Raw genomic sequence first — 20,399 nt, forward strand, 5'->3', positions numbered from 1 at the left:
CTGCGGAGCGTGATGGGCAGACCTATTATTTTTATCCGATTCAGGCTAGGGACTATTTGGCTACACCTGAAATCCAAGCATTTACCCTTAATGGGGATGAGGTGTTAATTCATCCTCAGGAGGAAGATTTCCAAACTCATCGTAGTTACCAGTACCAAGACTTAACGACTCGAGGGACAGTTGAGTTTCGTAGTGTGTGTACTCAGCCGCTTGATAGGACTTTTGCTTCTGCAGCCTTTCATTTGGGCTTGTTGGTTCATTTAGACAAGCTTGAAGCTTACTTGCGAACTGCTCCATTTTTTACCACAGCTGGTCGTGATTATAAGCTTTTAAGACGACAATTTTCTAAGAAAAAACTTACAGATGAAGAAGAAGCTGCGGTTCTCGAGTTTTCTAAAGATTTACTCACCCTAGCTGAGGAAGGTCTGGAGAAGAGAGGCAAGCAAGAAATGGTTTATTTAGAGCCTTTGAAGAAAGAATTGGGATTATAATTTCTCTTATAAAGGGAGAATTTTCTGAAAAATCATGATATAATGGAAGAGACTATAGATAAAGGATAGAGATTCATGACATTAGTTTATCAATCAACGCGTGATGCCAATAATACAGTAACTGCCAGCCAAGCTATTTTGCAAGGTTTGGCGACGGATGGTGGTCTGTTTACACCACTTACTTATCCAAAGGTGGATTTGGACTTTGAAACATTAAAAGATGCTTCTTACCAAGAAGTGGCCAAATTAGTTTTATCAGCCTTTTTAGATGACTTTACGGCTGAGGAGTTGGACTACTGTATCAACAATGCCTACGATAGCAAGTTTGATACTCCAGCTATTGCGCCATTGGTGAAACTGGATGGGCAATACAACTTGGAATTGTTCCATGGTTCAACAATTGCCTTTAAGGATATGGCCTTGTCTATCTTGCCATACTTTATGACGACAGCCGCTAAAAAGCATGGTTTAGAGAACAAGATTGTCATTTTGACAGCGACATCTGGTGATACTGGAAAAGCTGCTATGGCAGGATTTGCCGATGTGCCTGGTACTGAGATTATCGTTTTTTATCCAAAAGACGGTGTCAGCAAGGTACAAGAGTTGCAAATGACTACTCAGACTGGCGACAATACTCATGTTATCGCTATTGATGGAAACTTTGATGATGCGCAAACAAATGTGAAACATATGTTTAACGATGTAGCTCTTCGTGAAAAGTTGGCTGCCAATAAACTGCAATTTTCATCAGCTAACTCTATGAATATTGGTCGCTTGGTTCCACAGGTTATTTATTATGTCTATGCCTACGCTCAGTTGGTTAAGACTGGTGAGATTGTAGCTGGTGAAAAAGTCAACTTCACAGTACCAACTGGAAACTTTGGAAATATCTTGGCTGCCTTTTATGCTAAACAAATTGGTCTGCCAGTTGGTAAATTGATCTGTGCTTCAAATGACAATAATGTTTTAACTGACTTCTTTAAAACACGTGTTTACGATAAGAAACGTGAGTTTAAAGTAACGACTAGCCCATCTATGGATATCTTAGTATCTTCAAACTTGGAGCGTTTGATTTTCCATCTTTTGGGGAATGATGCGGTTAAGACAGCTGAACTCATGAATGCTTTGAGTACACAAGGACAATATGAATTGACAGACTTTGATGCAGCGATTCTGGAACTCTTTGCAGCTGAATATGCGACTGAGGAAGAAACTGCGGCAGAAATTAAACGTGTTTATCAAACAGATGCTTACATCGAGGACCCACACACCGCGGTTGCCTCAGCTGTTTATAGAAAATACCAAGCAGCTACTGGCGATGCGACTAAGACAGTGATTGCATCAACAGCTAGTCCATACAAGTTCCCAGTGGTTGCCGTAGAAGCGGTAACAGGAAAAGCAGGCTTGACTGACTTTGAAGCCTTGGCTCAATTACATGACATTTCAGGAGTGGCAGTGCCACCAGCGGTTGATGGCCTTGAAACAGCTCCAGTTCGTCATAAAACAACAGTGGCAGCTGCTGACATGCAAGCAGCGGTTGAGACTTATCTAGGACTTTAAGACAGAGGGAGTAAACTCGGTTGGGAAACCAACTGAGTTTCTTTTCATCAGGAGGAAGGATTGTTTAAGAAAAATAAAGACATTCTTAATATTGCATTGCCAGCTATGGGTGAAAACTTTTTGCAGATGCTTATGGGCATGGTGGATAGTTACTTGGTCGCTCACTTGGGCTTAATCGCTATTTCAGGTGTTTCAGTCGCTGGCAATATTATCACCATTTACCAGGCGATTTTTATCGCTCTGGGAGCTGCTATCTCCAGTGTTATTTCAAAAAGTTTGGGGCAGAAAGATCAGTCCAAGTTGGCTTATCACGTGACAGAGGCTCTCAAGATAACTCTATTGCTGAGTGCACTTTTAGGCGCTTTATCCATCTTTGCTGGGCAAGAGATGATAGGATTTTTGGGAACTGAGCAGGAGGTGGCTGAGAGTGGTGGACTTTACCTATCTTTGGTGGGTGGATCGATTGTTCTCTTGGGCTTGATGACGAGTCTAGGTGCCTTGATTCGTGCAACACATAATCCGCGTCTACCCCTCTATGTTAGTCTTTTATCCAATGCCTTGAATATTCTTTTTTCAAGTCTAGCTATTTTTGTCCTTGATATGGGGATAGCAGGTGTTGCTTGGGGGACTATCTTGTCTCGCTTAGTCGGTCTTGTGATTTTGTGGTCGCAATTAAAGCTGCCTTTTGAGAAACCGACTTTTGGTTTAGATAAGGAACTATTGACTTTGGCTTTGCCAGCGGCAGGAGAACGTCTCATGATGCGAGCTGGAGATGTAGTAATCATTGCCTTGGTTGTTTCTTTTGGGACGGAGGCAGTAGCGGGGAATGCAGTTGGAGAAGTCTTGACCCAGTTTAACTACATGCCTGCCTTTGGTGTCGCTACGGCAACGGTCATGCAGGTGGCTCGAGCAGTTGGAGAGGATAACTGGGAAAGAGTAGACGAGGTAAGCAAGCAAACCTTTTGGCTTTCTCTGCTTCTCATGTTGCCCTTAACTCTCAGTATCTATGCCTTGGGGACACCATTGACTCATCTCTATACGACGGACCCTATAGCAGTTGAAGCGAGCGTTTTGGTGGCACTGTTCTCTCTACTAGGAACTCCCATGGCGACAGGGACAGTTATATATACGGCAGTGTGGCAGGGATTGGGAAATGCTCGCCTCCCCTTTTATGCGACAAGTATTGGGATGTGGTGTATCCGTATAGGGACAGCCTATCTGATGGGTATTGTTCTTGGTTGGGGCTTGCCTGGTATTTGGGCAGGGACTCTCTTGGATAATGGTTTCCGTTGGTTATTTCTACGTTACCGTTACCAGCGTTATATGAGCTTGAAAGGATAGGAGATGCAAAAAATAGCCTTTATTTGGGATTTGGACGGGACTTTATTGGACTCATACGAAGCGATTTTGTCAGGGATTGAGGAGGCCTTTGCTCAGTTTTCTATTCCTTATGATAAGGAAAAAGTGAGAGAGTTTATCCTCAGGTACTCTGTGCAGGATTTGCTGGAGCAGGTGGCAGAAGAGAGAAACCTGGATGCGGAAGTGCTCAACCAGGTACGTGCCCAGAGTCTGGCTGAGAAGAATACTCAGGTAGTTTTGATGTCAGGTGCGAGTGAAGTGCTAGCTTGGGCAGACCAAGCAGGGATTCAGCAGTTTGTCTATACTCATAAGGGGGACAATGCTTTTACCATTCTCAGAGACTTGGGGTTGGAATCCTATTTCAAAGAGATTTTAACCAGTCAGAGTGGCTTTGAGCGCAAGCCTAGTCCAGAAGCGGCTACCTATTTGTTAGACAAGTATCAGCTGGATCCTGAGAAGACCTATTATATAGGGGACCGGACTTTGGATGTGGAATTTGCCCAGAATAGTGGCCTTCAAAGCATCAACTTTTTAGAGTCTTCTTATGAAGTGAATCACAGGATTCAAGCACTAGCAGCTATTCCTTATATTTTTGAGGATAAGTGACGAGAAGATTGTGTCAGTTTTGTGACAGAAACCTAACAAACTATTTCAAGTAATCGAGTTTGTTACAAGGAATGGACAGTTCTGTTAAATAGGCCCGAGAGGGCTTTTTTTCTGCTTTTTTTGTGTTATGATAGACAGGTACTCATTTGAAAGGAATATGAACGAATGAAGAAAAGAATTATTTTAGCCTCAACAGTAGCCTTGTCATTTGCCCCAGTATTGGCAACTCAAGCAGAAGAAGTCCTTTGGACTGCACGTAGTGTTGAGCAAATCCAAAACGATTTGACTAAAACGGACAACAAAACAAGCTATACAGTACAGTATGGTGATACCTTGAGCACCATTGCAGAAGCCTTGGGTGTAGATGTCACAGTTCTTGCAAATTTGAACAAAATCACCAATATGGACTTGATTTTCCCAGATACTGTCCTCACTACAACTGTCAATGAGGCAGAAGAGGTAACGGAAGTTGAAATCCAAACTCCTCAAGCAGATGCTAGTGAAGAAGTGACGACTGCGACAGCTGATTTGACAACCAATCAAGTGACAGTCGATGAACAAACAGTTCAAGTAGAAGACCTTTCTCAACCAATTGAGGAAGCTCCAACTGCAACAGAGACTGAAAAACCAGCAGAAGTAGCGCCAAGTTCAGAAGTTTCTGAGACAGCGACAGTTGCTGAGGAGACACCATCCACAGAAACACCTGTAGCAGAAGAAACAGCTGAAACGACTCCAGCGGAAGCACCGGTAGCAGAAACAACTAGTCCAGTTGAAGAAGAAGCTCCTCAAGCAGCGACTCCAGCTACTGAAGAAACGGCAGCAACAACTCCAGCAGAAGCACCAGTAGCAGCTGCTCCAGCAACTGAAACACCTGCTGATACAACAGGAACAAGTGCAACAGAAGAAGCAGCATCAACAGCAACTTCTGACACTGCAACTTCGACTTATCAAGCAGAGCAAAGCCAAACTCCTTCAAGAACGTATGCTGCTCCAGCGGCTCCTGACTATGCAGGACTTGCTGTAGCTAAGTCTGAGAATGCTGGTCTTCAACCACAAACAGCGGCCTTTAAAGAAGAAGTAGCCAACTTGTTTGGAATTACATCTTTTAGTGGCTACCGTCCTGGTGACAGTGGGGACCATGGTAAAGGTTTGGCCATCGACTTTATGGTTCCAGTGAGTTCAGCACTCGGAGATCAAATTGCAGAATATGCAGTCAAAAATATGGCTAGCCGTGGTATCAACTATATCATCTGGAAACAACGTTTCTACGCTCCATATGATAGTAAATATGGACCAGCCTACACGTGGAATCCAATGCCAGACCGTGGTAGCGTAACCGAAAACCACTATGATCACGTTCACGTATCAATGAACTAATAGAAAAAGAAGCTGAAAACTCATAAGGTTGAGGCTTCTTTTTGTTGTTCTAAGTCAAAATGTTTTCAAAGTTATGCTATAATCAAACTGAAGTTGACTGAAAATCAAGTATTTTTATTTTAGTAGAAGGTGAGAACACTATGATGAATAGTTTGAAAAAAACATTTGAGAAAACCATTGATGACTTTGAAAAAGAATTTTGTGGTGAAGTCGTTGAACTCTTGATTATCACTTTGCAAAATGTGGGAGGTGCGACTGTTTTAAAGAATGGATGGAAGTTGCCTTCGGTTCATTTTGTAGCAAGTGTGAATGTGGGGACAAAGGAGTTCTCGGAAATAGAGGGACGTTTGGAGTGGTTGGTGAGTCCAGAGGAATATGAAGAAAAGGGCTTGCTCTATAGCTATAGTTTCGAGCCCTATCAGATTCATCACATCAAATGTCAGAAAAGACCACAAAGGCAATTAGAACCTTATATGGCAGCAGTAGCGAATAACTGTTATCGTCTGCTGGAATACATTGAAGATGGGCAGTCGGATAGTAGATTAGAAGCTCTGATTGCAGAATATGTTAAACCAGTCGTCATCAAAGATTCTATAGGCGAATTCACTTTAAATAGAGCTTATTCATGGTTTGAGGGAAGTATGGATCTTGCGGGAAGCAGGGTTAGCGTGATGTTGGATGCAAATGAAGATGCCAGCTTACCACCAAAATCATTTGGCTACTTGAAAACATTTGTCAGGGATATTGACCGAAGAGACTCTGAAATCCGAGACGTTATAGTAAAAGAGATGTGGGAAACAGCAGAGGACTGGCTAGCTTCAGACGGAGATGCCGAAGTATTAACAGAGGACTATTTTTATAATTCCTTGTATCTGGGGGAACTGTCTATCAGCGAAGCGGGGGATTTGACTCTTTATTATGGAGATAAAGAGGATATTTTTGCTGGGCATGCGGTAGAAGTCAGGGCAGATATTGAAGGAAATATAGAAAATGTGACCTTGGTAGGGTAAATGGACAGCATGTGATTATTTCTTTATTGTGAATAAGCAACTTAGTCCTGTTACAGGAGTTTTTCCATTATATTTTAAAAATAACTGAAATCAGCACCTTCTTTAGAAAGTGCTGATTTTTTTGAGATAATAGTAGAAAGTTTATACTTTTCGGCGTTTGAGAGCGAGCAAAGTTCGATAGAAAATGATTTGGCTGCTCTGGATATAGGGAAGGATTGAAAAACTAGCAATTCCAAAAGTAATCCAATTGAGGAAGTACCAAGGGAGTAGTTGTAGGTCGAGGACAAAGCGCTGGAATTTGTAACCCTTCATCAAGAAACGGCTGGTTTTAAGTATTTGCATTGGTTTAGCCTGTCCTAAATCCAGAGTGTCGCAGAGGAGGAATTCTACTTGCGAGTAGGCATAATGTTGCGGAACGTAGAGGATGTTCCCTACAATCATCAAGATGAGGCTCGCGAAAAAGTAGAGCCCAAAGGTCATAAGGAATTGCTCTGTTTCAACGGATGAGAGGTCTAATTTTGGAAATTCAGGATGTAGGGCGACAAATCTCCGAGCTAAGAGATTGCTATAAAAGAGAAAATAAACGCCTACTAAGTTTGGAATGCTCCATAAAAAGAGGTAGAAACGTTTGAGGAGCAGAGTTAGGAAGGTTTGCGAGAAGCGCTCTGCAGCAAAGAGGGCTAGACTTGATTTTACTGAGAGTTCTGTATCAGGATCCTTGAGGAGTCGGAGTGTCGCAAAGGCAGCACCTGCTAGAAAAATCGTGCTCACAAAAGAAACCACTAGCGGGAAGAGATAGGCTTGGAGCACTTGTGCCAGCATGCTGAAAAAGGATTGCTCTAAAACATTTTCTTGGAGACGAGCCAAGGGGTTGAGAAAGCCTGATAAGATGACCAGTATGCTAGGTAAGAGATAGACGAGAAAGAGGCGGGGATTTTCAGCCTGAAACTGCCTCGTCTGCAGACGAATGGTTTTTAAATCAATTTTTGGGTATTTCATTCTCTCATTATACCATAGTTCGTGACAGTTCCTGGTTTTTTTGATAAAATCATACAGTATGCCTTTGGGCACAAAGTATGAACTGGGACTGTCTTTCCCAGCTTCGGAGGTAGAAAATGTCAGATTCACCAATCAAATACCGTTTGATTAAGAAAGAAAAACATACAGGAGCTCGTCTGGGAGAAATCATCACCCCGCACGGTACCTTTCCAACGCCTATGTTTATGCCAGTTGGGACCCAAGCTACTGTAAAAACCCAGTCACCAGAGGAGTTGAAGGAGATGGGATCAGGGATTATCCTCTCTAATACCTATCATCTCTGGCTTCGCCCTGGAGATGAACTCATCGCACGCGCAGGTGGTCTCCACAAGTTCATGAATTGGGACCAACCAATCTTGACGGATAGTGGTGGTTTCCAGGTTTATTCCCTAGCTGATAGCCGAAATATCACCGAAGAAGGAGTAACCTTTAAAAACCATCTCAATGGTTCCAAGATGTTCCTATCGCCAGAGAAAGCCATCTCTATTCAGAATAATCTAGGCTCCGACATCATGATGTCCTTTGACGAATGTCCTCAGTTTTACCAACCCTATGATTACGTTAAGAAATCAATCGAACGTACCAGTCGTTGGGCTGAGCGTGGTTTGAAGGCTCATCGTCGTCCGCATGACCAAGGTTTGTTTGGAATTGTACAGGGAGCAGGCTTTGAAGATCTTCGCCGTCAGTCAGCTCATGACCTTGTCAGCATGGATTTCCCAGGCTACTCTATCGGTGGTTTGGCAGTGGGAGAAACGCACGAAGAAATGAATGCAGTCTTGGACTTCACAACTCAACTGCTACCTGAAAACAAACCTCGCTATTTGATGGGTGTTGGAGCGCCAGATAGCTTGATTGATGGGGTTATTCGTGGTGTGGATATGTTTGACTGTGTCTTACCGACTCGTATCGCTCGTAACGGAACTTGTATGACCAGTCAAGGTCGTTTGGTTGTCAAAAATGCCCAATTCGCTGAGGACTTTACGCCACTGGATCCTGAGTGTGATTGCTATACATGTAAAAACTACACACGCGCTTATCTTCGTCACCTGCTCAAGGCTGATGAAACCTTTGGTATCCGCTTGACTAGTTACCACAATCTCTACTTCTTACTCAACCTGATGAAGCAGGTCCGCCAAGCCATCATGGATGACAATCTCTTGGAATTCCGTGAGTATTTTGTAGAAAAATATGGCTACAACAAGTCAGGGCGCAATTTCTAAAGTGTAAAATTAGAATGCCAAAATCCTAAGTTTTCTCTTAGGATTTTTCCTATTTTTTTGATAGAATAGGGAGTATAATGGAATGGAAATTAGGCGGTGTTTTGCTTCCTAATTTAATGGAGAATAGACTCGTATGCGTATTAAATGGTTTTCCTTGATTAGGATTACAGGTTTACTTTTGGTGCTTTTGTACCACTTCTTTCAAACGATCTTTCCTGGAGGCTTCTTTGGGGTAGATGTCTTTTTCACTTTTTCAGGATTTTTGATCACCTCCCTCCTTTTAGAAGAATTTGGGAAGGCACGCCAGATTGACTTACTGGGCTTTTTTAAGAGACGGTTTTACCGCATCGTGCCACCTGTGGTGCTGATGGTTTTGGTGACCATGCCTTTTACTTTCTTGGTTCGTCAAGACTATGTTGCTGGAATTGGTGGCCAGATAGCTGGAGTTCTCGGTTTTATGACCAACTTCTACGAAATGTTAACAGGGGGTAGTTATGAATCCCAGTTCATTCCGCATCTCTTTGTTCACAACTGGAGCCTAGCTGTTGAGGTTCACTACTATATCCTTTGGGGCTTAGCGGTTTGGTTCTTATCGAAACGTTCAAAATCTAGTAGTCAATTGAGAGGGATAGTCTTTCTCCTTTCTGCAGGAGCTTTTATCATTAGCTTTTTCTCCATGTTTATTGGTAGTCTAATGGCTAGTTCCTATTCATCTGTCTACTTTTCAAGTTTAACCCATGTCTATCCCTTCTTTTTAGGAAGCATTTTGGCGACAGTTGTGGGGGTTCGTCAGACGAGCGATTTAGTCAAGCAGTTTGACCGGATGTGGGACCTTCGTCAAAATCTACTGGTATTTGCTGCGGGGCTTTTGGTATTGTTGCTTCTGACTTTCTTTGTCAAATTTACCTACCTGTTTGCGTACTTATTTGGCTTCTTGCTAGCAAGTTTAGCGGCAGTGACCATGATTTTTGCTGCGCGTGTCTTGCATGAGAAAACGCCTGAGATACAAGAACCTCGGATCATTACATTTTTAGCGGATACCAGCTACGCGGTTTATCTCTTCCACTGGCCTTTTTATATTATCTTTTCTCAGTTGATGAGTAATTTGCCTGCTGTTATTCTGACAATCATCTTTTCTTATTTCTTTGCTATCCTATCCTTCTATATCATTGAGCCGTTGATTGCTGGTAAATCCAATCCTTTAATACGGAAGATTAGTCGATTGCCTCATATTAAACCAATTAGTGGTGCTGGTGCTGGCATTCTTACCCTGATTGCCTTGATTATCATAGCTGTGGCTCCTCAAGTTGGAGCTTTTGAGACAGACTTGATGGTCAATGGTTTCAAACAAGCCCAGACTAATATAGGACAAACAAAGACTCTTGCTGAACAAGCTGAACTGAGTCGTCTAGGAATTTCTGAGGGAACAAGCCTAATAGGAGATTCGGTAGCCTTGCGTGCCAATACAGCCTTACAAGAGGCACTTCCTGAAGCAAATATCAATGCCCAGGTTAGTCGAACGACCAAGCAAGCCAACGATATTATGCTCAATAACAGTCAGAACAAGGCGCTGCTAAAAACAGTTGTTATTGCAACGGGAGTCAACAATCCTGAAGGCTATAAGAATGACTTGGACAGCATCGTGAACAATCTACCGAAAGGACACCATCTGATACTGGTGACACCTTATGAGGGAGATAAGAGTAAGGACACTTACACATCAGTGGAGCAGTATGCGACTTATGCGCGGGAATTAGCTGAAAAGAATCCTTACGTGAGCATCGCTGACTGGAATAAGGTTGCTAAGGAACACCCTGAAATCTGGGCTGGAACCGACCAAGTTCACTTTGGGAATGATAGCAACATGATTGAAGAAGGTGCTAAACTTTACGCAGAAACGATTGCAGCTGCTGTTAAGGCTGCTCAAGAACTGCCTGTGAAATCAAAATAAAATCAAAGAGTTGGAGAAATCCAGCTCTTTTAAAATATCTCTAGAAAATAGGTCTATACCATTTACAAATGAAAAAGAAAGGTTTATAATGTAATTGACATAATAAATTCTAGAAACAATCTATCAAGGAGGTTATCATTATGCCTAATTATATTAAAGCGGATCAGTTTTTCTACCCACACGGAGTTCGTCGTGGCGGTTACTTGGAACTTGTGGATGGCAAGTTTGGCAAACATGTAGAACAGATTCCTGAAGGAGCTGAGGTGATTGACTATACAGGTTATAGCATTGCCCCAGGACTTGTGGATACCCACATTCATGGATTTGGCGGTGTGGATGTCATGGACAATAACATCGAAGGAACCCTTCATACCATGAGTGAAGGTCTACTTAGCACGGGTGTTACCAGCTTCTTGCCAACGACCTTGACTTCCTCTTACGAGCAGTTGCTTGCGGTAACTGAAAATATCGGCGCTCGTTACCAGGAAGCAAGTGGAGCCAAGATTCGTGGGATCTATTTTGAAGGACCTTATTTCACAGAGAAATACAAAGGAGCCCAAAACCCTGCCTATATGAAAGACCCTCGTATGGATGAGTTTCGTGCTTGGCAAAAAGCAGCCAATGGCCTGCTCAATAAAATCGCCCTTGCGCCAGAACGCGAAGGTGTAGAAGACTTTGTTCGTACGATTACGGGTGAAGGAGTGACCGTTGCTCTTGGACACTCCAATGCAACTTTTGATGAAGCTAAAAAAGCAGTCGATGCTGGAGCAAGTGTTTGGGTACATGCCTACAATGGAATGCGTGGGTTGACTCACCGTGAGCTCGGTATGGTGGGAGCCATGTATGAATTGCCACATACCTATGCAGAGTTGATCTGTGACGGTCACCATGTGGATCCAAAGGCCTGTGATATCTTGCTCAAACAAAAGGGAACTGAAAATATCGCCCTTATCACAGACTGTATGACAGCTGGTGGCTTGGAAGATGGAGATTACATGTTGGGAGAATTCCCGGTAGTAGTTGCCAATGGAACTGCTCGCCTCAAATCTACAGGCAATTTGGCAGGTTCTATCCTCAAACTCAAAGATGGTTTGAAGAATGTGGTCGAATGGGGAATTGCGAATCCGCATGAAGCAGTCATGATGGCCAGCCTCAACCCAGCAAAATCTGTTCACATCGATGATGTCTGTGGTCAAATCCGTGAAGGTTATGACGCTGACTTTATCGTACTAGATAAAGATTTGGAATTGGTAGCAACCTACCTAGATGGTGTGAAACGTTATCAAGCCTAAGAAGATAAAAAATAGGGGTCAATAAAGGACTCCTATTTTTATTATCAGATGAAAATAACAGGCTTCTTAAAGAAGTTTCTAATGGGGGAAACAAGCAAAATCCTTTTCTTGTAATAAAAAATTAGATATAATATACGATACAAAGGAAGTAGTAAGAATGTATCGTGTTATAGAAATGTATGGGGATTTTGAACCGTGGTGGTTCATAGAAGGTTGGGAAGAAGATGTCATCATGAGTCAATCTTTTGACAAGTATTATGATGCTCTAAAATATTATAAATCATGCTGGTTTGAGCTGGAAAAGAAGAATCCTCTTTATAAGAGTCGGAGTGATTTGATGACTATTTTTTGGGATCCTGCCGACCAACGCTGGTGTGATGAGTGTGATGAGTATTTGCAGCAGTATCATTCTTTGGCACTTTTACAGGATGAGCAAGTCATCCCCGATGAAAAGCTACGTCCAGGCTACGAAAAACAAACAGGTCAAGAAAAACACCGTTCTTGCCGTATGAAATGGAGATAAAAAGTAACTTTTTAAGTTGCTTTTTTTATTTTTTTGCGAATAGTTAGATAAGGAGGGCGGTATGGTACAAGAAATTGCACAGAAAATTATTGCTACTGCGAAAGAAAAGAAGGCTCAGGATATCTATTTCATTCCCAAGGAAAAGTCCTACGAGCTTCACATGCGGGTTGGAGACGAGCGGTGTCTCGTTGACTCCTATGAGTTTGATGTTTTAGCTGCTGTGATTAGTCATTTTAAGTTTGTGGCGGGTATGAACGTAGGAGAGAAGAGGCGCAGTCAGCTGGGTTCTTGCGACTATCAGCATGGGGAGAAGAAGTCTTCTCTGCGTTTGTCTACCGTAGGAGATTATCGGGGGCATGAGAGTTTGGTCATTCGTTTGTTGCACGATGAGGAGCAGGATCTGAATTTCTGGTTTCAGGATATGAACGAACTGGGTGAGCAGTACAGGCAACGGGGACTCTATCTATTTGCAGGTCCAGTCGGAAGTGGCAAGACGACCTTGATGCACGAATTGGCCAAGTCTCTGTTTAAAGGGCAACAGGTTATGTCCATTGAAGATCCTGTCGAGATCAAGCAGGAAGACATGCTCCAGTTGCAGTTGAATGAAGCGATTGGCTTGACCTATGAAAATCTGATCAAACTGTCTCTCCGGCATCGTCCGGACCTCTTGATTATTGGTGAAATTCGGGATAGCGAGACAGCGCGTGCAGTGGTCAGAGCCAGTTTGACAGGGGCGACAGTTTTTTCAACCATTCATGCCAAGAGTATCCGAGGTGTTTATGAACGCCTTCTGGAGTTGGGTGTGACGGAGGAGGAATTAGCAGTTGTTCTGCAAGGAGTCTGCTACCAGAGATTAATTGGGGGAGGAGGAATCGTTGACTTTGCAAACAAAGACTATCAGGAACACCAGCCAACTAGCTGGAATGAACAGATTGAGCAGCTTCTTAAAGATGGACATATCACAAGTCTTCAGGCTGAAACGGAAAAAATTAGCTACAGCTAAGCAGAAGAAAATCATCACTTTGTTTAACAACCTCTTCTCCAGTGGCTTTCATTTGGTGGAAATTATTTCTTTTTTGGGCAGAAGTGCCTTGCTGGAAAAGGACTATGTGGCCCAGATGCACCAAGGATTGTCTCAGGGGAAATCCTTTTCAGAAATGATGGAAAGTTTGGGCTTTTCAAGTGCCATTGTGACCCAATTATCTCTAGCTGAAGTACATGGAAATCTTCACCTGAGTCTGAGGAAGATAGAAGAATATCTGGATAATTTGGCCAAGGTCAAGAAAAAGTTAATCGAAGTGGCGACTTATCCCCTGATTTTGCTGGGATTTCTCCTGCTAATCATGCTGGGGTTGAGAAACTATCTACTTCCCCAACTGGACAGTAGCAATATTGCCACTCAAATCATCGGCAATCTGCCACAAATATTTCTGGGACTAGTGCTGGTTTGCTCTCTATCTTTACTTTTAGCCCTCACTTTCTACAAAAGAAGTTCCAAGATGCGGGTTTTCTCGATGTTGGCACGGGTTCCCTTTCTAGGAATCTTTGTCCAGACCTATCTGACGGCCTATTACGCGCGTGAATGGGGCAATATGATTTCACAGGGGATGGAGCTGACGCAAATTTTTCAGATCATGCAGGAACAAGGTTCTCAGCTCTTTAAAGAAATCGGTCAAGATTTGGCTCAAGCCCTGCAAAATGGCCGCGAATTTTCTCAAACCATAACGACCTATCCTTTCTTTAAGAAGGAGTTGAGTCTCATCATCGAGTATGGGGAAGTCAAGTCCAAGCTGGGGAGTGAGTTGGAAATCTACGCGGAAAAGACTTGGGAATCCTTTTTTATCCGAGTCAACCGCACCATGAACTTAGTACAGCCACTGGTTTTTATCTTTGTGGCCCTGATTATCGTTTTACTTTATGCGGCAATGCTCATGCCCATGTATCAAAATATGGAGGTAAATTTTTAAAATGAAAAAACTCATGACAAAATTAAAAAAAGCCAAGGTTCAAGCTTTCACTCTGGTAGAGATGTTAGTCGTCCTTTTAATCATCAGTGTTCTTCTCTTGCTCTTTGTGCCCAATTTGACCAAGCAAAAGGATACCGTAGATGACAAAGGAAAAGCTGCTGTTGTCAAGGTCGTAGAAAGCCAGGCAGAGCTCTATAGTCTGGACAAGAATGAAGATGCTAGCCTTAGCAAATTACAAGCAGACGGTCGTATCACAGCTGAGCAAGCCAAAGCTTATAAAGACTACCATGCAAAACAAAAAACAAGTCAAACTGTTGCAGATTAAGGCCTTTACCATGCTGGAAAGTCTCTTAGTTTTGGGACTTGTGAGTATCCTTGGTTTAGGCTTGTCCGGTTCTGTTCAGTCCAGTTTTGCGGCGGTAGAGGAGCAGATTTTCTTTATGGAGTTTGAAGAACTCTATAGGGAAACGCAAAAACGCAGTCTAGCCAGTCAGCAAAAGACCAGTCTGAACTTAGATGGGCAGACGATCAGCAATGGCAGTCAAAAGTTGACCGTTCCTAAAGAAATTCAGGCGCCATCAGGACAAAGCATTATATTTGACCGAGCTGGGGGCAATTCGTCCCTGGCTAAGGTTGAATTTCAGACTAGCAAAGGAGTGATTCGCTATCAATTATATCTAGGAAATGGAAAAATTAAACGCATTAAGGAAACTAAAAATTAAGGCAGTAATCTTACTAGAAGCAGTAGTAGCTTTGGCTGTGTTTGCCAGCATTGCAACCCTCCTTTTAGGACAAATTCAGAAAAATAGACAAGAAGAGGCAGAAATCTTGCAAAAGGAAGAAGTCTTGCGTGTGGCGAAGATGGCTCTGCAGACAGGTCAAAATCAGGTAAACATAAACGGAGTGGAGGTTCAGGTGTTTGCTAGTGAAAAGGGATTGGAGGTCTACCATGGTTCAGAGAAGTTGCTCGACCTTAAAGAGCAGTAAGGTAAGAGCGTTCACTCTATTAGAATCTCTGATTGCCCTTATCGTCATTAGCGGAGGCTTGCTCCTTTTTCAAGCTATGAGTCAGCTCCTCATTTCAGAAGTTCGTTACCAGCAGCAAAGCGAGCAAAAGGAGTGGCTCTTGTTTGTGGATCAACTGGAGGCAGAGTTAGAGCGTTCGCAGTTTGAAAAGGTAGAAGGCAATCGCCTCTATTTAAAACAAGATGGTAAGGATATCTCTATAGGGAAGTCTAAATCGGATGATTTTCGAAAAACGGATACCAGCGGACGGGGCTATCAGCCGATGGTTTATGGACTCAAATCAGCTCAAATTACAGAGGAAAATCAATTGGTTCGCTTTCGTTTCCAATTTCAAAAGGGCTTAGAAAGGGAGTTCATCTATCGTGTGGAAAAAACAAAAAGTTAAGGCAGGCGTTCTTTTATATGCAGTCACCATGGCAGCCATCTTTAGTCTGTTGTTGCAGTTTTATTTAAATCGGCAAGTCGCCCATCACAAAGACTTTGCCCTAAACAAAGAAAAGTTGATCGCTTTTGCCATGGCCAAGCGAAGTAAGGATAAGGCTGAGCAAGAAAGTGGAGAACGAGTCTTTAACTTAGGAAAAGTCAGATATCAAAATACGAAAACAGGTTTTGCAACAAGTGTTCGTATGAATAAGGGCAACTATGAATTTCTCTTTCCTACGATGAAAACCCAAGAAAAGAAAACAGCTAAAAAGGAAGAGGTAGCGACTGATTCAAGCAATCAAGCAGAGAAGAAAAAATCAGAAGAGAAGTCTGAAAAGAAAGACAATTCCTAGTCAATTCAACTACTTTGTGCTAAACTAAAAGCATGAAACATGATTTTAATCACAAAGCAGAAACCTTTGATTCGCCCAAAAATATCTTTCTTGCAAATTTGGTGTGTCAAGTAGTTGAAAAACAGATTGCTCTTCTATCAGACAAGGAAATACTGGATTTTGGTGGTGGAACGGGTCTATTAGCCTTGCCCCTAGCCAAGCAGGCCAAGTCGGTTACCCTTGTAGATATCTCGGAGAAAATGCTGGAGCAAGCCCGTTTGAAAGCAGAGCAACAAGACATCAAGAATATCCAGTTTTTGGAGCAGAATTTACTGGCAAATCCCTTGGAACAACAATTTGACCTAATTGTAGTCAGTCGGGTTCTTCATCATATGCCTGATCTAGATGCGACTCTTGCCATGTTTCACCATCACCTTAGGGAGAATGGACAAGTTCTCATCGCTGATTTTGTCAAGACAGATACCAACCATCATGGTTTTGATTTAGCTGAACTGGAAAACAAGCTAGCCCAGTTTGGTTTTTCGAGCATTGACAGTCAGATCCTTTACAGTGCCGAAGGTCTTTTCCTAGGAAATTACGCAGAGCTCTTTTTAACAGTAGCCCAAAAATCACTCGCCTAGTAAGGGAGTGATTTTTCTATAGGAATGGAAAAAAGGAGGGAAATTTGATAAGATAGAAATATGGATTTTGAAAAAATTGAACAAGCTTATACGTATTTACTAGAGAATGTCCAAGTCATCCAAAGTGATTTGGCGACCAACTTTTATGACGCCTTGGTAGAGCAAAATAGTATCTATCTAGATGGCGAGACCAATCTAGAGCAGGTCAAGGAGAACAATCAAGCCCTTAAACGCCTAGCGCTTCGCAAGGAAGAGTGGCTCAAGACCTACCAGTTTCTCTTGATGAAGGCAGGACAAACGGAACCTTTACAGGCCAATCACCAGTTTACACCGGATGTCATTTCCCTCCTCTTGGTACTTGTTGTAGAAGAGTTGCTTCATAAAGAGGAAATTAGCATCCTCGAAATAGGCTCTGGTATGGGCATTTTGGGGGCTACTTTCTTGACTTCTCTTGCTAAAAAAGTAGATTACTTGGGAGTCGAAGTGGATGATTTGCTAATTGATCTGGCGGCTAGTATGGCAGATGTGATCGGTTTGCAGGCAGGATTTGTCCAAGGAGATGCCGTTCGTCCGCAAATGCTTAAAGAAAGCGACGTGGTCATCAGCGACTTGCCTGTAGGCTATTACCCAGACGATGCCATCGCTTCTCGCTATCAAGTGGCTTCTAGTCAAGAGCATACCTATGCCCACCATTTGCTGATGGAGCAAGGTCTCAAGTACCTTAAGTCAGATGGCTATGCTATTTTTCTAGCTCCGAGTGATTTATTGACCAGTCCTCAAAGTGACTTATTAAAAGGGTGGCTCAAAGACGAAGTGAGTCTGGCTGCTATCATCGCTCTGCCAGAGGATATTTTCTCAACTGCAAGCCAAGCTAAAAGTATTTTTGTCTTACAGAAGAAAGGAGATAAAGAACTAGAACCCTTTGTCTATCCTCTTACTAGCTTGCAAGATCAGTCAGTTTTGTTGAACTTTAAAGAAAATTTTCAAAATTGGAGCAAAGGTACTGAAATATAAAAGAGATTTTGTTATAATAGATGAAAACGCTTAAAAAAGAGGTATCATCTTATGACAAAAACAATTGCAATCAATGCAGGAAGCTCAAGCTTGAAATGGCAACTTTATCAAATGCCTGAGGAAAAAGTTTTGGCTAAAGGCTTGATTGAACGTATTGGATTGAAAGATTCAATTTCAACAGTAAAATTTGACGGTCGTTCGGAGCAACAAATTCTTGATATTGAAGACCACACACAAGCCGTTAAAATTTTATTGGATGACTTGATTCGTTTTGACATTATCAAAGGGTACGATGAGATTACAGGTGTCGGCCACCGCGTCGTTGCAGGTGGTGAATATTTCAAGGAATCAACAGTTGTTGAGGGAGATGTGTTAGAAAAAGTTGAGGAATTGGGACTGTTGGCTCCTCTTCACAATCCAGCTAACGCAGCTGGAATTCGCGCATTTAAGGAATTGCTTCCAGATATTACCAGTGTTGTCGTATTTGATACCTCATTCCACACAAGCATGCCAGAGAAGGCTTATCGCTACCCTCTACCAACTAAATACTACACAGACAACAAGGTTCGTAAATATGGTGCCCACGGGACAAGCCACCAGTTTGTCGCAGGAGAAGCAGCGAAACTTTTGGGCCGCCCTCTAGAAGACTTGAAATTGATTACCTGCCATATTGGTAACGGGGCTTCTATCACAGCTGTTAAGGGAGGGAAGTCTGTGGATACTTCTATGGGATTCACACCACTTGGAGGTGTGATGATGGGAACTCGTACAGGAGATATTGACCCTGCTATCATCCCTTATCTCATGCAATATACAGAGGATTTTAATACCCCAGAAGATATTAGTCGCGTTCTCAATCGTGAATCAGGGCTCATGGGAGTTTCTGGTCAGTCAAGCGATATGCGTGATGTGATTGCTGCTATGGAAGCAGGAGACCATGATGCGACTTTGGCTTATGAAATGTATGTTGATCGTATCCAAAAACATATCGGTCAATACCTTGCAGTCCTAAATGGAGCAGATGCGATTATCTTCACAGCAGGTATCGGTGAAAATGCAGCTTTGGTTCGTGAGGATGTCATTTCAGGTATCTCTTGGTTTGGTTGTGATGTGGATCCAGAAAAGAACGTCTTTGGCGTAACGGGAGACATCTCAACTGACGCAGCGAAAATCCGTGTCTTGGTTATTCCAACAGATGAAGAATTGGTGATTGCACGCGATGTTGAGCGCTTGAAAAAATAAGTAAATACACGTAAAATTTGATTGTAAAAAGAAGTTGGGAAAGAGATTTTCCAGCTTTTTTTATGTAGAAAATGTCTAAAACCTTGCTGTTATTGGCTTTTTCAAAAAATATGGTATAATAGTAGTAATTTAATAGATGGAGTTGAGTTTTGAAGAAAAGCTTTCGTGTAAAAAGAGAGAAAGATTTTAAGGCGATTTTCAAGGACGGAACAAGTTTTGCCAATCGAAAATTTGTTGTCTACCAATTGGAAAACCAGCAAAACCATTTTCGAGTAGGACTGTCCGTCAGCAAAAAGCTGGGGAATGCAGTTACCAGAAATCAAATCAAGAGACGAATCCGGCACATTCTACAAAGTGTAAAAGGGAGTTTAGTAGAGCATGTTGATTTTGTCGTGATTGCCCGAAAAGGGGTGGAAACCTTGGAATATGCAGAGATGGAGAAAAACCTACTCCACGTATTAAAGTTATCAAAGATTTACCAGGAAGGAAATGGGAGTGAAAAAGAAACTACAGTTGACTAGTTTGTTGGGCTTGTCCTTGTTTATCATGACAGCCTGTGCAACAAATGGTACAGCTAGCGATATAACAGCAGATTCGACAGACTTTTGGAGCAAATTCGTTTATTTTTTTGCTGAAATTATCCGCTTTTTGTCCTTTGACATTAGTATCGGAGTGGGGATTATCCTCTTCACGATTTTGATCCGGACGATTCTATTACCGGTCTTTCAGACACAGATGGTTGCCTCTAGAAAAATGCAAGAGGCTCAACCACGCATCAAGGCTTTGCGAGAGCAATACCCAGGTCGTGATATGGAAAGTAGAACCAAGCTAGACCAGGAGATGCGTAAGGTTTATAAAGAGTTAGGGATCAAACATTCATCCTCTCTCTGGCCGATTTTAATACAAATGCCTGTTCTCTTGGCACTTTTTCAAGCCTTGAGTCGAGTAGACTTTTTGAAAACAGGTCACTTTTTATGGATTAATTTGGGAGGAGTAGATACAAGTTTTGTCCTTCCGATTTTGGCGGCAGTCTTTACCTTCTTGAGTAGCTGGTTATCGAATAAAGCTTTGTCCGAAAAAAGTGGAGCTACGACAGGGATGATGTATGGTATGCCTGTATTGATCTTTGTTTTTGCCATCTCCGCCCCAAGTGGTGTAGCCTTGTACTGGGCCGTATCCAATGCTTACCAAGTTCTGCAAACCTATTTCTTGAACAATCCTTTCAAGATTATTGCCGAAAGAGAAGCAGTGGCGCAAGCAGAAAAAGATTTAGAAGGCAAGAAGAGAAGAGCTTTGAAAAAAGCACAGAAAAAGAAAAAATAAGGAG

At 42.4% G+C, this 20,399-nt stretch carries 23 protein-coding genes (1 of these 23 only partly in view); 22 read left to right on the forward strand and 1 reads right to left on the reverse strand.

Annotated elements, in window-relative coordinates; translation table 11 throughout:
- From EL140_RS00770 to EL140_RS00795, 6 genes are all read left to right on the forward strand, one after another.
- Positions 1–491 carry the end of a glutamate-cysteine ligase family protein gene (locus EL140_RS00770; RefSeq protein ID WP_000091648.1) on the forward strand. Its footprint begins 787 nt before the window's first position, so only the last 491 of its 1,278 coding nucleotides appear in the window; the start codon falls outside the window, past its left edge; it ends in the stop codon at positions 489–491.
- A gap of 75 nt (positions 492–566) precedes the next feature.
- Positions 567–2,051: a threonine synthase gene (gene thrC / locus EL140_RS00775; protein WP_000177136.1), complete on the forward strand. Its 1,485-nt coding sequence runs from the start codon at positions 567–569 to the stop codon at positions 2,049–2,051.
- Positions 2,052–2,111: 60 nt separating this feature from the next.
- The gene (locus EL140_RS00780; protein WP_000473978.1) at positions 2,112–3,392 is read left to right on the forward strand and encodes an MATE family efflux transporter; all 1,281 of its coding nucleotides are present in this window, start codon (positions 2,112–2,114) and stop codon (positions 3,390–3,392) included.
- A gap of 3 nt (positions 3,393–3,395) precedes the next feature.
- On the forward strand, positions 3,396–4,016 hold the full coding sequence (locus EL140_RS00785) for an HAD family hydrolase (RefSeq protein WP_001169117.1): 621 nt from the start codon (positions 3,396–3,398) through the stop codon (positions 4,014–4,016).
- A gap of 165 nt (positions 4,017–4,181) precedes the next feature.
- Positions 4,182–5,393, forward strand: a complete 1,212-nt coding sequence (locus EL140_RS00790) for a LysM peptidoglycan-binding domain-containing protein (protein ID WP_000745996.1) — start codon at positions 4,182–4,184, stop codon at positions 5,391–5,393.
- 140 nt (positions 5,394–5,533) lie between these two features.
- A complete protein-coding gene (locus tag EL140_RS00795) occupies positions 5,534–6,403 on the forward strand; it encodes a DUF2262 domain-containing protein (RefSeq protein WP_000982055.1) in 870 nt (289 codons plus the stop codon).
- 141 nt (positions 6,404–6,544) lie between these two features.
- Here EL140_RS00795 and EL140_RS00800 read toward each other — a convergent pair whose 3' ends face one another.
- Positions 6,545–7,402 carry a DUF975 family protein gene (locus EL140_RS00800; protein ID WP_000876913.1) on the reverse strand — a complete coding sequence of 286 codons (858 nt, stop codon included), beginning with the start codon at positions 7,400–7,402 and terminating at the stop codon, positions 6,545–6,547.
- 116 nt (positions 7,403–7,518) lie between these two features.
- Between EL140_RS00800 and tgt the strand changes: the two genes are divergently transcribed.
- The 16 genes from tgt (at position 7,519) to EL140_RS00880 (ending at position 20,395) form a co-directional block, all read left to right on the forward strand.
- Entirely contained in the window at positions 7,519–8,661 is a 1,143-nt protein-coding gene (gene tgt, locus EL140_RS00805; protein WP_001285237.1) for a tRNA guanosine(34) transglycosylase Tgt, read from the forward strand.
- 133 nt (positions 8,662–8,794) lie between these two features.
- Positions 8,795–10,612: an acyltransferase family protein gene (locus tag EL140_RS00810; RefSeq protein WP_001220886.1), complete on the forward strand. Its 1,818-nt coding sequence runs from the start codon at positions 8,795–8,797 to the stop codon at positions 10,610–10,612.
- Positions 10,613–10,752: 140 nt separating this feature from the next.
- Positions 10,753–11,904: an N-acetylglucosamine-6-phosphate deacetylase gene (gene nagA / locus EL140_RS00815; protein WP_001134442.1), complete on the forward strand. Its 1,152-nt coding sequence runs from the start codon at positions 10,753–10,755 to the stop codon at positions 11,902–11,904.
- 157 nt (positions 11,905–12,061) lie between these two features.
- A complete protein-coding gene (locus tag EL140_RS00820) occupies positions 12,062–12,427 on the forward strand; it encodes a DUF1033 family protein (RefSeq protein ID WP_000286399.1) in 366 nt (121 codons plus the stop codon).
- Positions 12,428–12,488: 61 nt separating this feature from the next.
- Positions 12,489–13,430 carry a competence type IV pilus ATPase ComGA gene (comGA, locus tag EL140_RS00825; RefSeq protein ID WP_000249583.1) on the forward strand — a complete coding sequence of 314 codons (942 nt, stop codon included), beginning with the start codon at positions 12,489–12,491 and terminating at the stop codon, positions 13,428–13,430.
- Positions 13,378–14,394 carry a competence type IV pilus assembly protein ComGB gene (gene comGB / locus EL140_RS00830; RefSeq protein WP_002875106.1) on the forward strand — a complete coding sequence of 339 codons (1,017 nt, stop codon included), beginning with the start codon at positions 13,378–13,380 and terminating at the stop codon, positions 14,392–14,394. The genes comGA and comGB overlap by 53 nt, the downstream gene beginning before the upstream one ends.
- A 1-nt stretch (position 14,395) precedes the next feature.
- Positions 14,396–14,719, forward strand: coding sequence for a competence type IV pilus major pilin ComGC (gene comGC, locus EL140_RS00835; RefSeq protein WP_000735794.1), 324 nt, complete (start codon positions 14,396–14,398; stop codon positions 14,717–14,719).
- Positions 14,682–15,116, forward strand: coding sequence for a competence type IV pilus minor pilin ComGD (gene comGD / locus EL140_RS00840; RefSeq protein ID WP_001180060.1), 435 nt, complete (start codon positions 14,682–14,684; stop codon positions 15,114–15,116). The genes comGC and comGD overlap by 38 nt, the downstream gene beginning before the upstream one ends.
- Positions 15,079–15,381 carry a competence type IV pilus minor pilin ComGE gene (gene comGE, locus EL140_RS00845; RefSeq protein ID WP_000413369.1) on the forward strand — a complete coding sequence of 101 codons (303 nt, stop codon included), beginning with the start codon at positions 15,079–15,081 and terminating at the stop codon, positions 15,379–15,381. Before comGD ends, comGE begins: the two co-directional genes overlap by 38 nt.
- On the forward strand, positions 15,344–15,805 hold the full coding sequence (comGF, locus tag EL140_RS00850) for a competence type IV pilus minor pilin ComGF (RefSeq protein ID WP_002875275.1): 462 nt from the start codon (positions 15,344–15,346) through the stop codon (positions 15,803–15,805). The genes comGE and comGF overlap by 38 nt, the downstream gene beginning before the upstream one ends.
- The gene (gene comGG / locus EL140_RS00855) at positions 15,783–16,196 is read left to right on the forward strand and encodes a competence type IV pilus minor pilin ComGG (RefSeq protein ID WP_000265647.1); all 414 of its coding nucleotides are present in this window, start codon (positions 15,783–15,785) and stop codon (positions 16,194–16,196) included. Before comGF ends, comGG begins: the two co-directional genes overlap by 23 nt.
- 32 nt (positions 16,197–16,228) lie before the next feature.
- Positions 16,229–16,816 (forward strand): class I SAM-dependent methyltransferase, encoded by a 588-nt coding sequence (locus EL140_RS00860; RefSeq protein WP_000679790.1) that lies wholly within the window; start codon positions 16,229–16,231, stop codon positions 16,814–16,816.
- Positions 16,817–16,876: 60 nt separating this feature from the next.
- Positions 16,877–17,830: a class I SAM-dependent methyltransferase gene (locus EL140_RS00865; RefSeq protein WP_000345144.1), complete on the forward strand. Its 954-nt coding sequence runs from the start codon at positions 16,877–16,879 to the stop codon at positions 17,828–17,830.
- A 51-nt stretch (positions 17,831–17,881) separates the two neighbouring features.
- A complete protein-coding gene (locus EL140_RS00870) occupies positions 17,882–19,072 on the forward strand; it encodes an acetate kinase (protein ID WP_000167789.1) in 1,191 nt (396 codons plus the stop codon).
- Positions 19,073–19,221: 149 nt separating this feature from the next.
- A complete protein-coding gene (gene rnpA, locus EL140_RS00875) occupies positions 19,222–19,593 on the forward strand; it encodes a ribonuclease P protein component (RefSeq protein ID WP_000748120.1) in 372 nt (123 codons plus the stop codon).
- Positions 19,568–20,395 (forward strand): membrane protein insertase YidC, encoded by an 828-nt coding sequence (locus EL140_RS00880; protein WP_000728097.1) that lies wholly within the window; start codon positions 19,568–19,570, stop codon positions 20,393–20,395. The genes rnpA and EL140_RS00880 overlap by 26 nt, the downstream gene beginning before the upstream one ends.
- The last annotated feature ends 4 nt before the right edge of the window (positions 20,396–20,399 follow it).

Source organism: Streptococcus oralis ATCC 35037 (assembly GCF_900637025.1).
Classification (GTDB): Bacteria; Bacillota; Bacilli; order Lactobacillales; family Streptococcaceae; genus Streptococcus; species Streptococcus oralis.

What these genes read in the sequence shown, in the direction of transcription:
- nagA (WP_001134442.1), top strand. Translation starts at nt 10,753, where the DNA reads ATGCCTAATTATATTAAAGCGGATCAGTTTTTCTACCCACACGGAGTT.
- comGC (WP_000735794.1), top strand. Translation starts at nt 14,396, where the DNA reads ATGAAAAAACTCATGACAAAATTAAAAAAAGCCAAGGTTCAAGCTTTC.
- EL140_RS00795 (WP_000982055.1), top strand. Translation starts at nt 5,534, where the DNA reads ATGATGAATAGTTTGAAAAAAACATTTGAGAAAACCATTGATGACTTT.
- comGD (WP_001180060.1), top strand. Translation starts at nt 14,682, where the DNA reads ATGCAAAACAAAAAACAAGTCAAACTGTTGCAGATTAAGGCCTTTACC.
- EL140_RS00865 (WP_000345144.1), top strand. Translation starts at nt 16,877, where the DNA reads ATGGATTTTGAAAAAATTGAACAAGCTTATACGTATTTACTAGAGAAT.
- tgt (WP_001285237.1), top strand. Translation starts at nt 7,519, where the DNA reads ATGTCAGATTCACCAATCAAATACCGTTTGATTAAGAAAGAAAAACAT.
- EL140_RS00870 (WP_000167789.1), top strand. Translation starts at nt 17,882, where the DNA reads ATGACAAAAACAATTGCAATCAATGCAGGAAGCTCAAGCTTGAAATGG.
- EL140_RS00800 (WP_000876913.1), bottom strand. Translation starts at nt 7,402, where the DNA reads ATGAAATACCCAAAAATTGATTTAAAAACCATTCGTCTGCAGACGAGG.
- thrC (WP_000177136.1), top strand. Translation starts at nt 567, where the DNA reads ATGACATTAGTTTATCAATCAACGCGTGATGCCAATAATACAGTAACT.
- comGF (WP_002875275.1), top strand. Translation starts at nt 15,344, where the DNA reads ATGGTTCAGAGAAGTTGCTCGACCTTAAAGAGCAGTAAGGTAAGAGCG.
- EL140_RS00820 (WP_000286399.1), top strand. Translation starts at nt 12,062, where the DNA reads ATGTATCGTGTTATAGAAATGTATGGGGATTTTGAACCGTGGTGGTTC.
- EL140_RS00810 (WP_001220886.1), top strand. Translation starts at nt 8,795, where the DNA reads ATGCGTATTAAATGGTTTTCCTTGATTAGGATTACAGGTTTACTTTTG.
- comGA (WP_000249583.1), top strand. Translation starts at nt 12,489, where the DNA reads ATGGTACAAGAAATTGCACAGAAAATTATTGCTACTGCGAAAGAAAAG.
- EL140_RS00790 (WP_000745996.1), top strand. Translation starts at nt 4,182, where the DNA reads ATGAAGAAAAGAATTATTTTAGCCTCAACAGTAGCCTTGTCATTTGCC.
- comGE (WP_000413369.1), top strand. Translation starts at nt 15,079, where the DNA reads ATGGAAAAATTAAACGCATTAAGGAAACTAAAAATTAAGGCAGTAATC.
- EL140_RS00860 (WP_000679790.1), top strand. Translation starts at nt 16,229, where the DNA reads ATGAAACATGATTTTAATCACAAAGCAGAAACCTTTGATTCGCCCAAA.
- EL140_RS00785 (WP_001169117.1), top strand. Translation starts at nt 3,396, where the DNA reads ATGCAAAAAATAGCCTTTATTTGGGATTTGGACGGGACTTTATTGGAC.
- comGB (WP_002875106.1), top strand. Translation starts at nt 13,378, where the DNA reads ATGGACATATCACAAGTCTTCAGGCTGAAACGGAAAAAATTAGCTACA.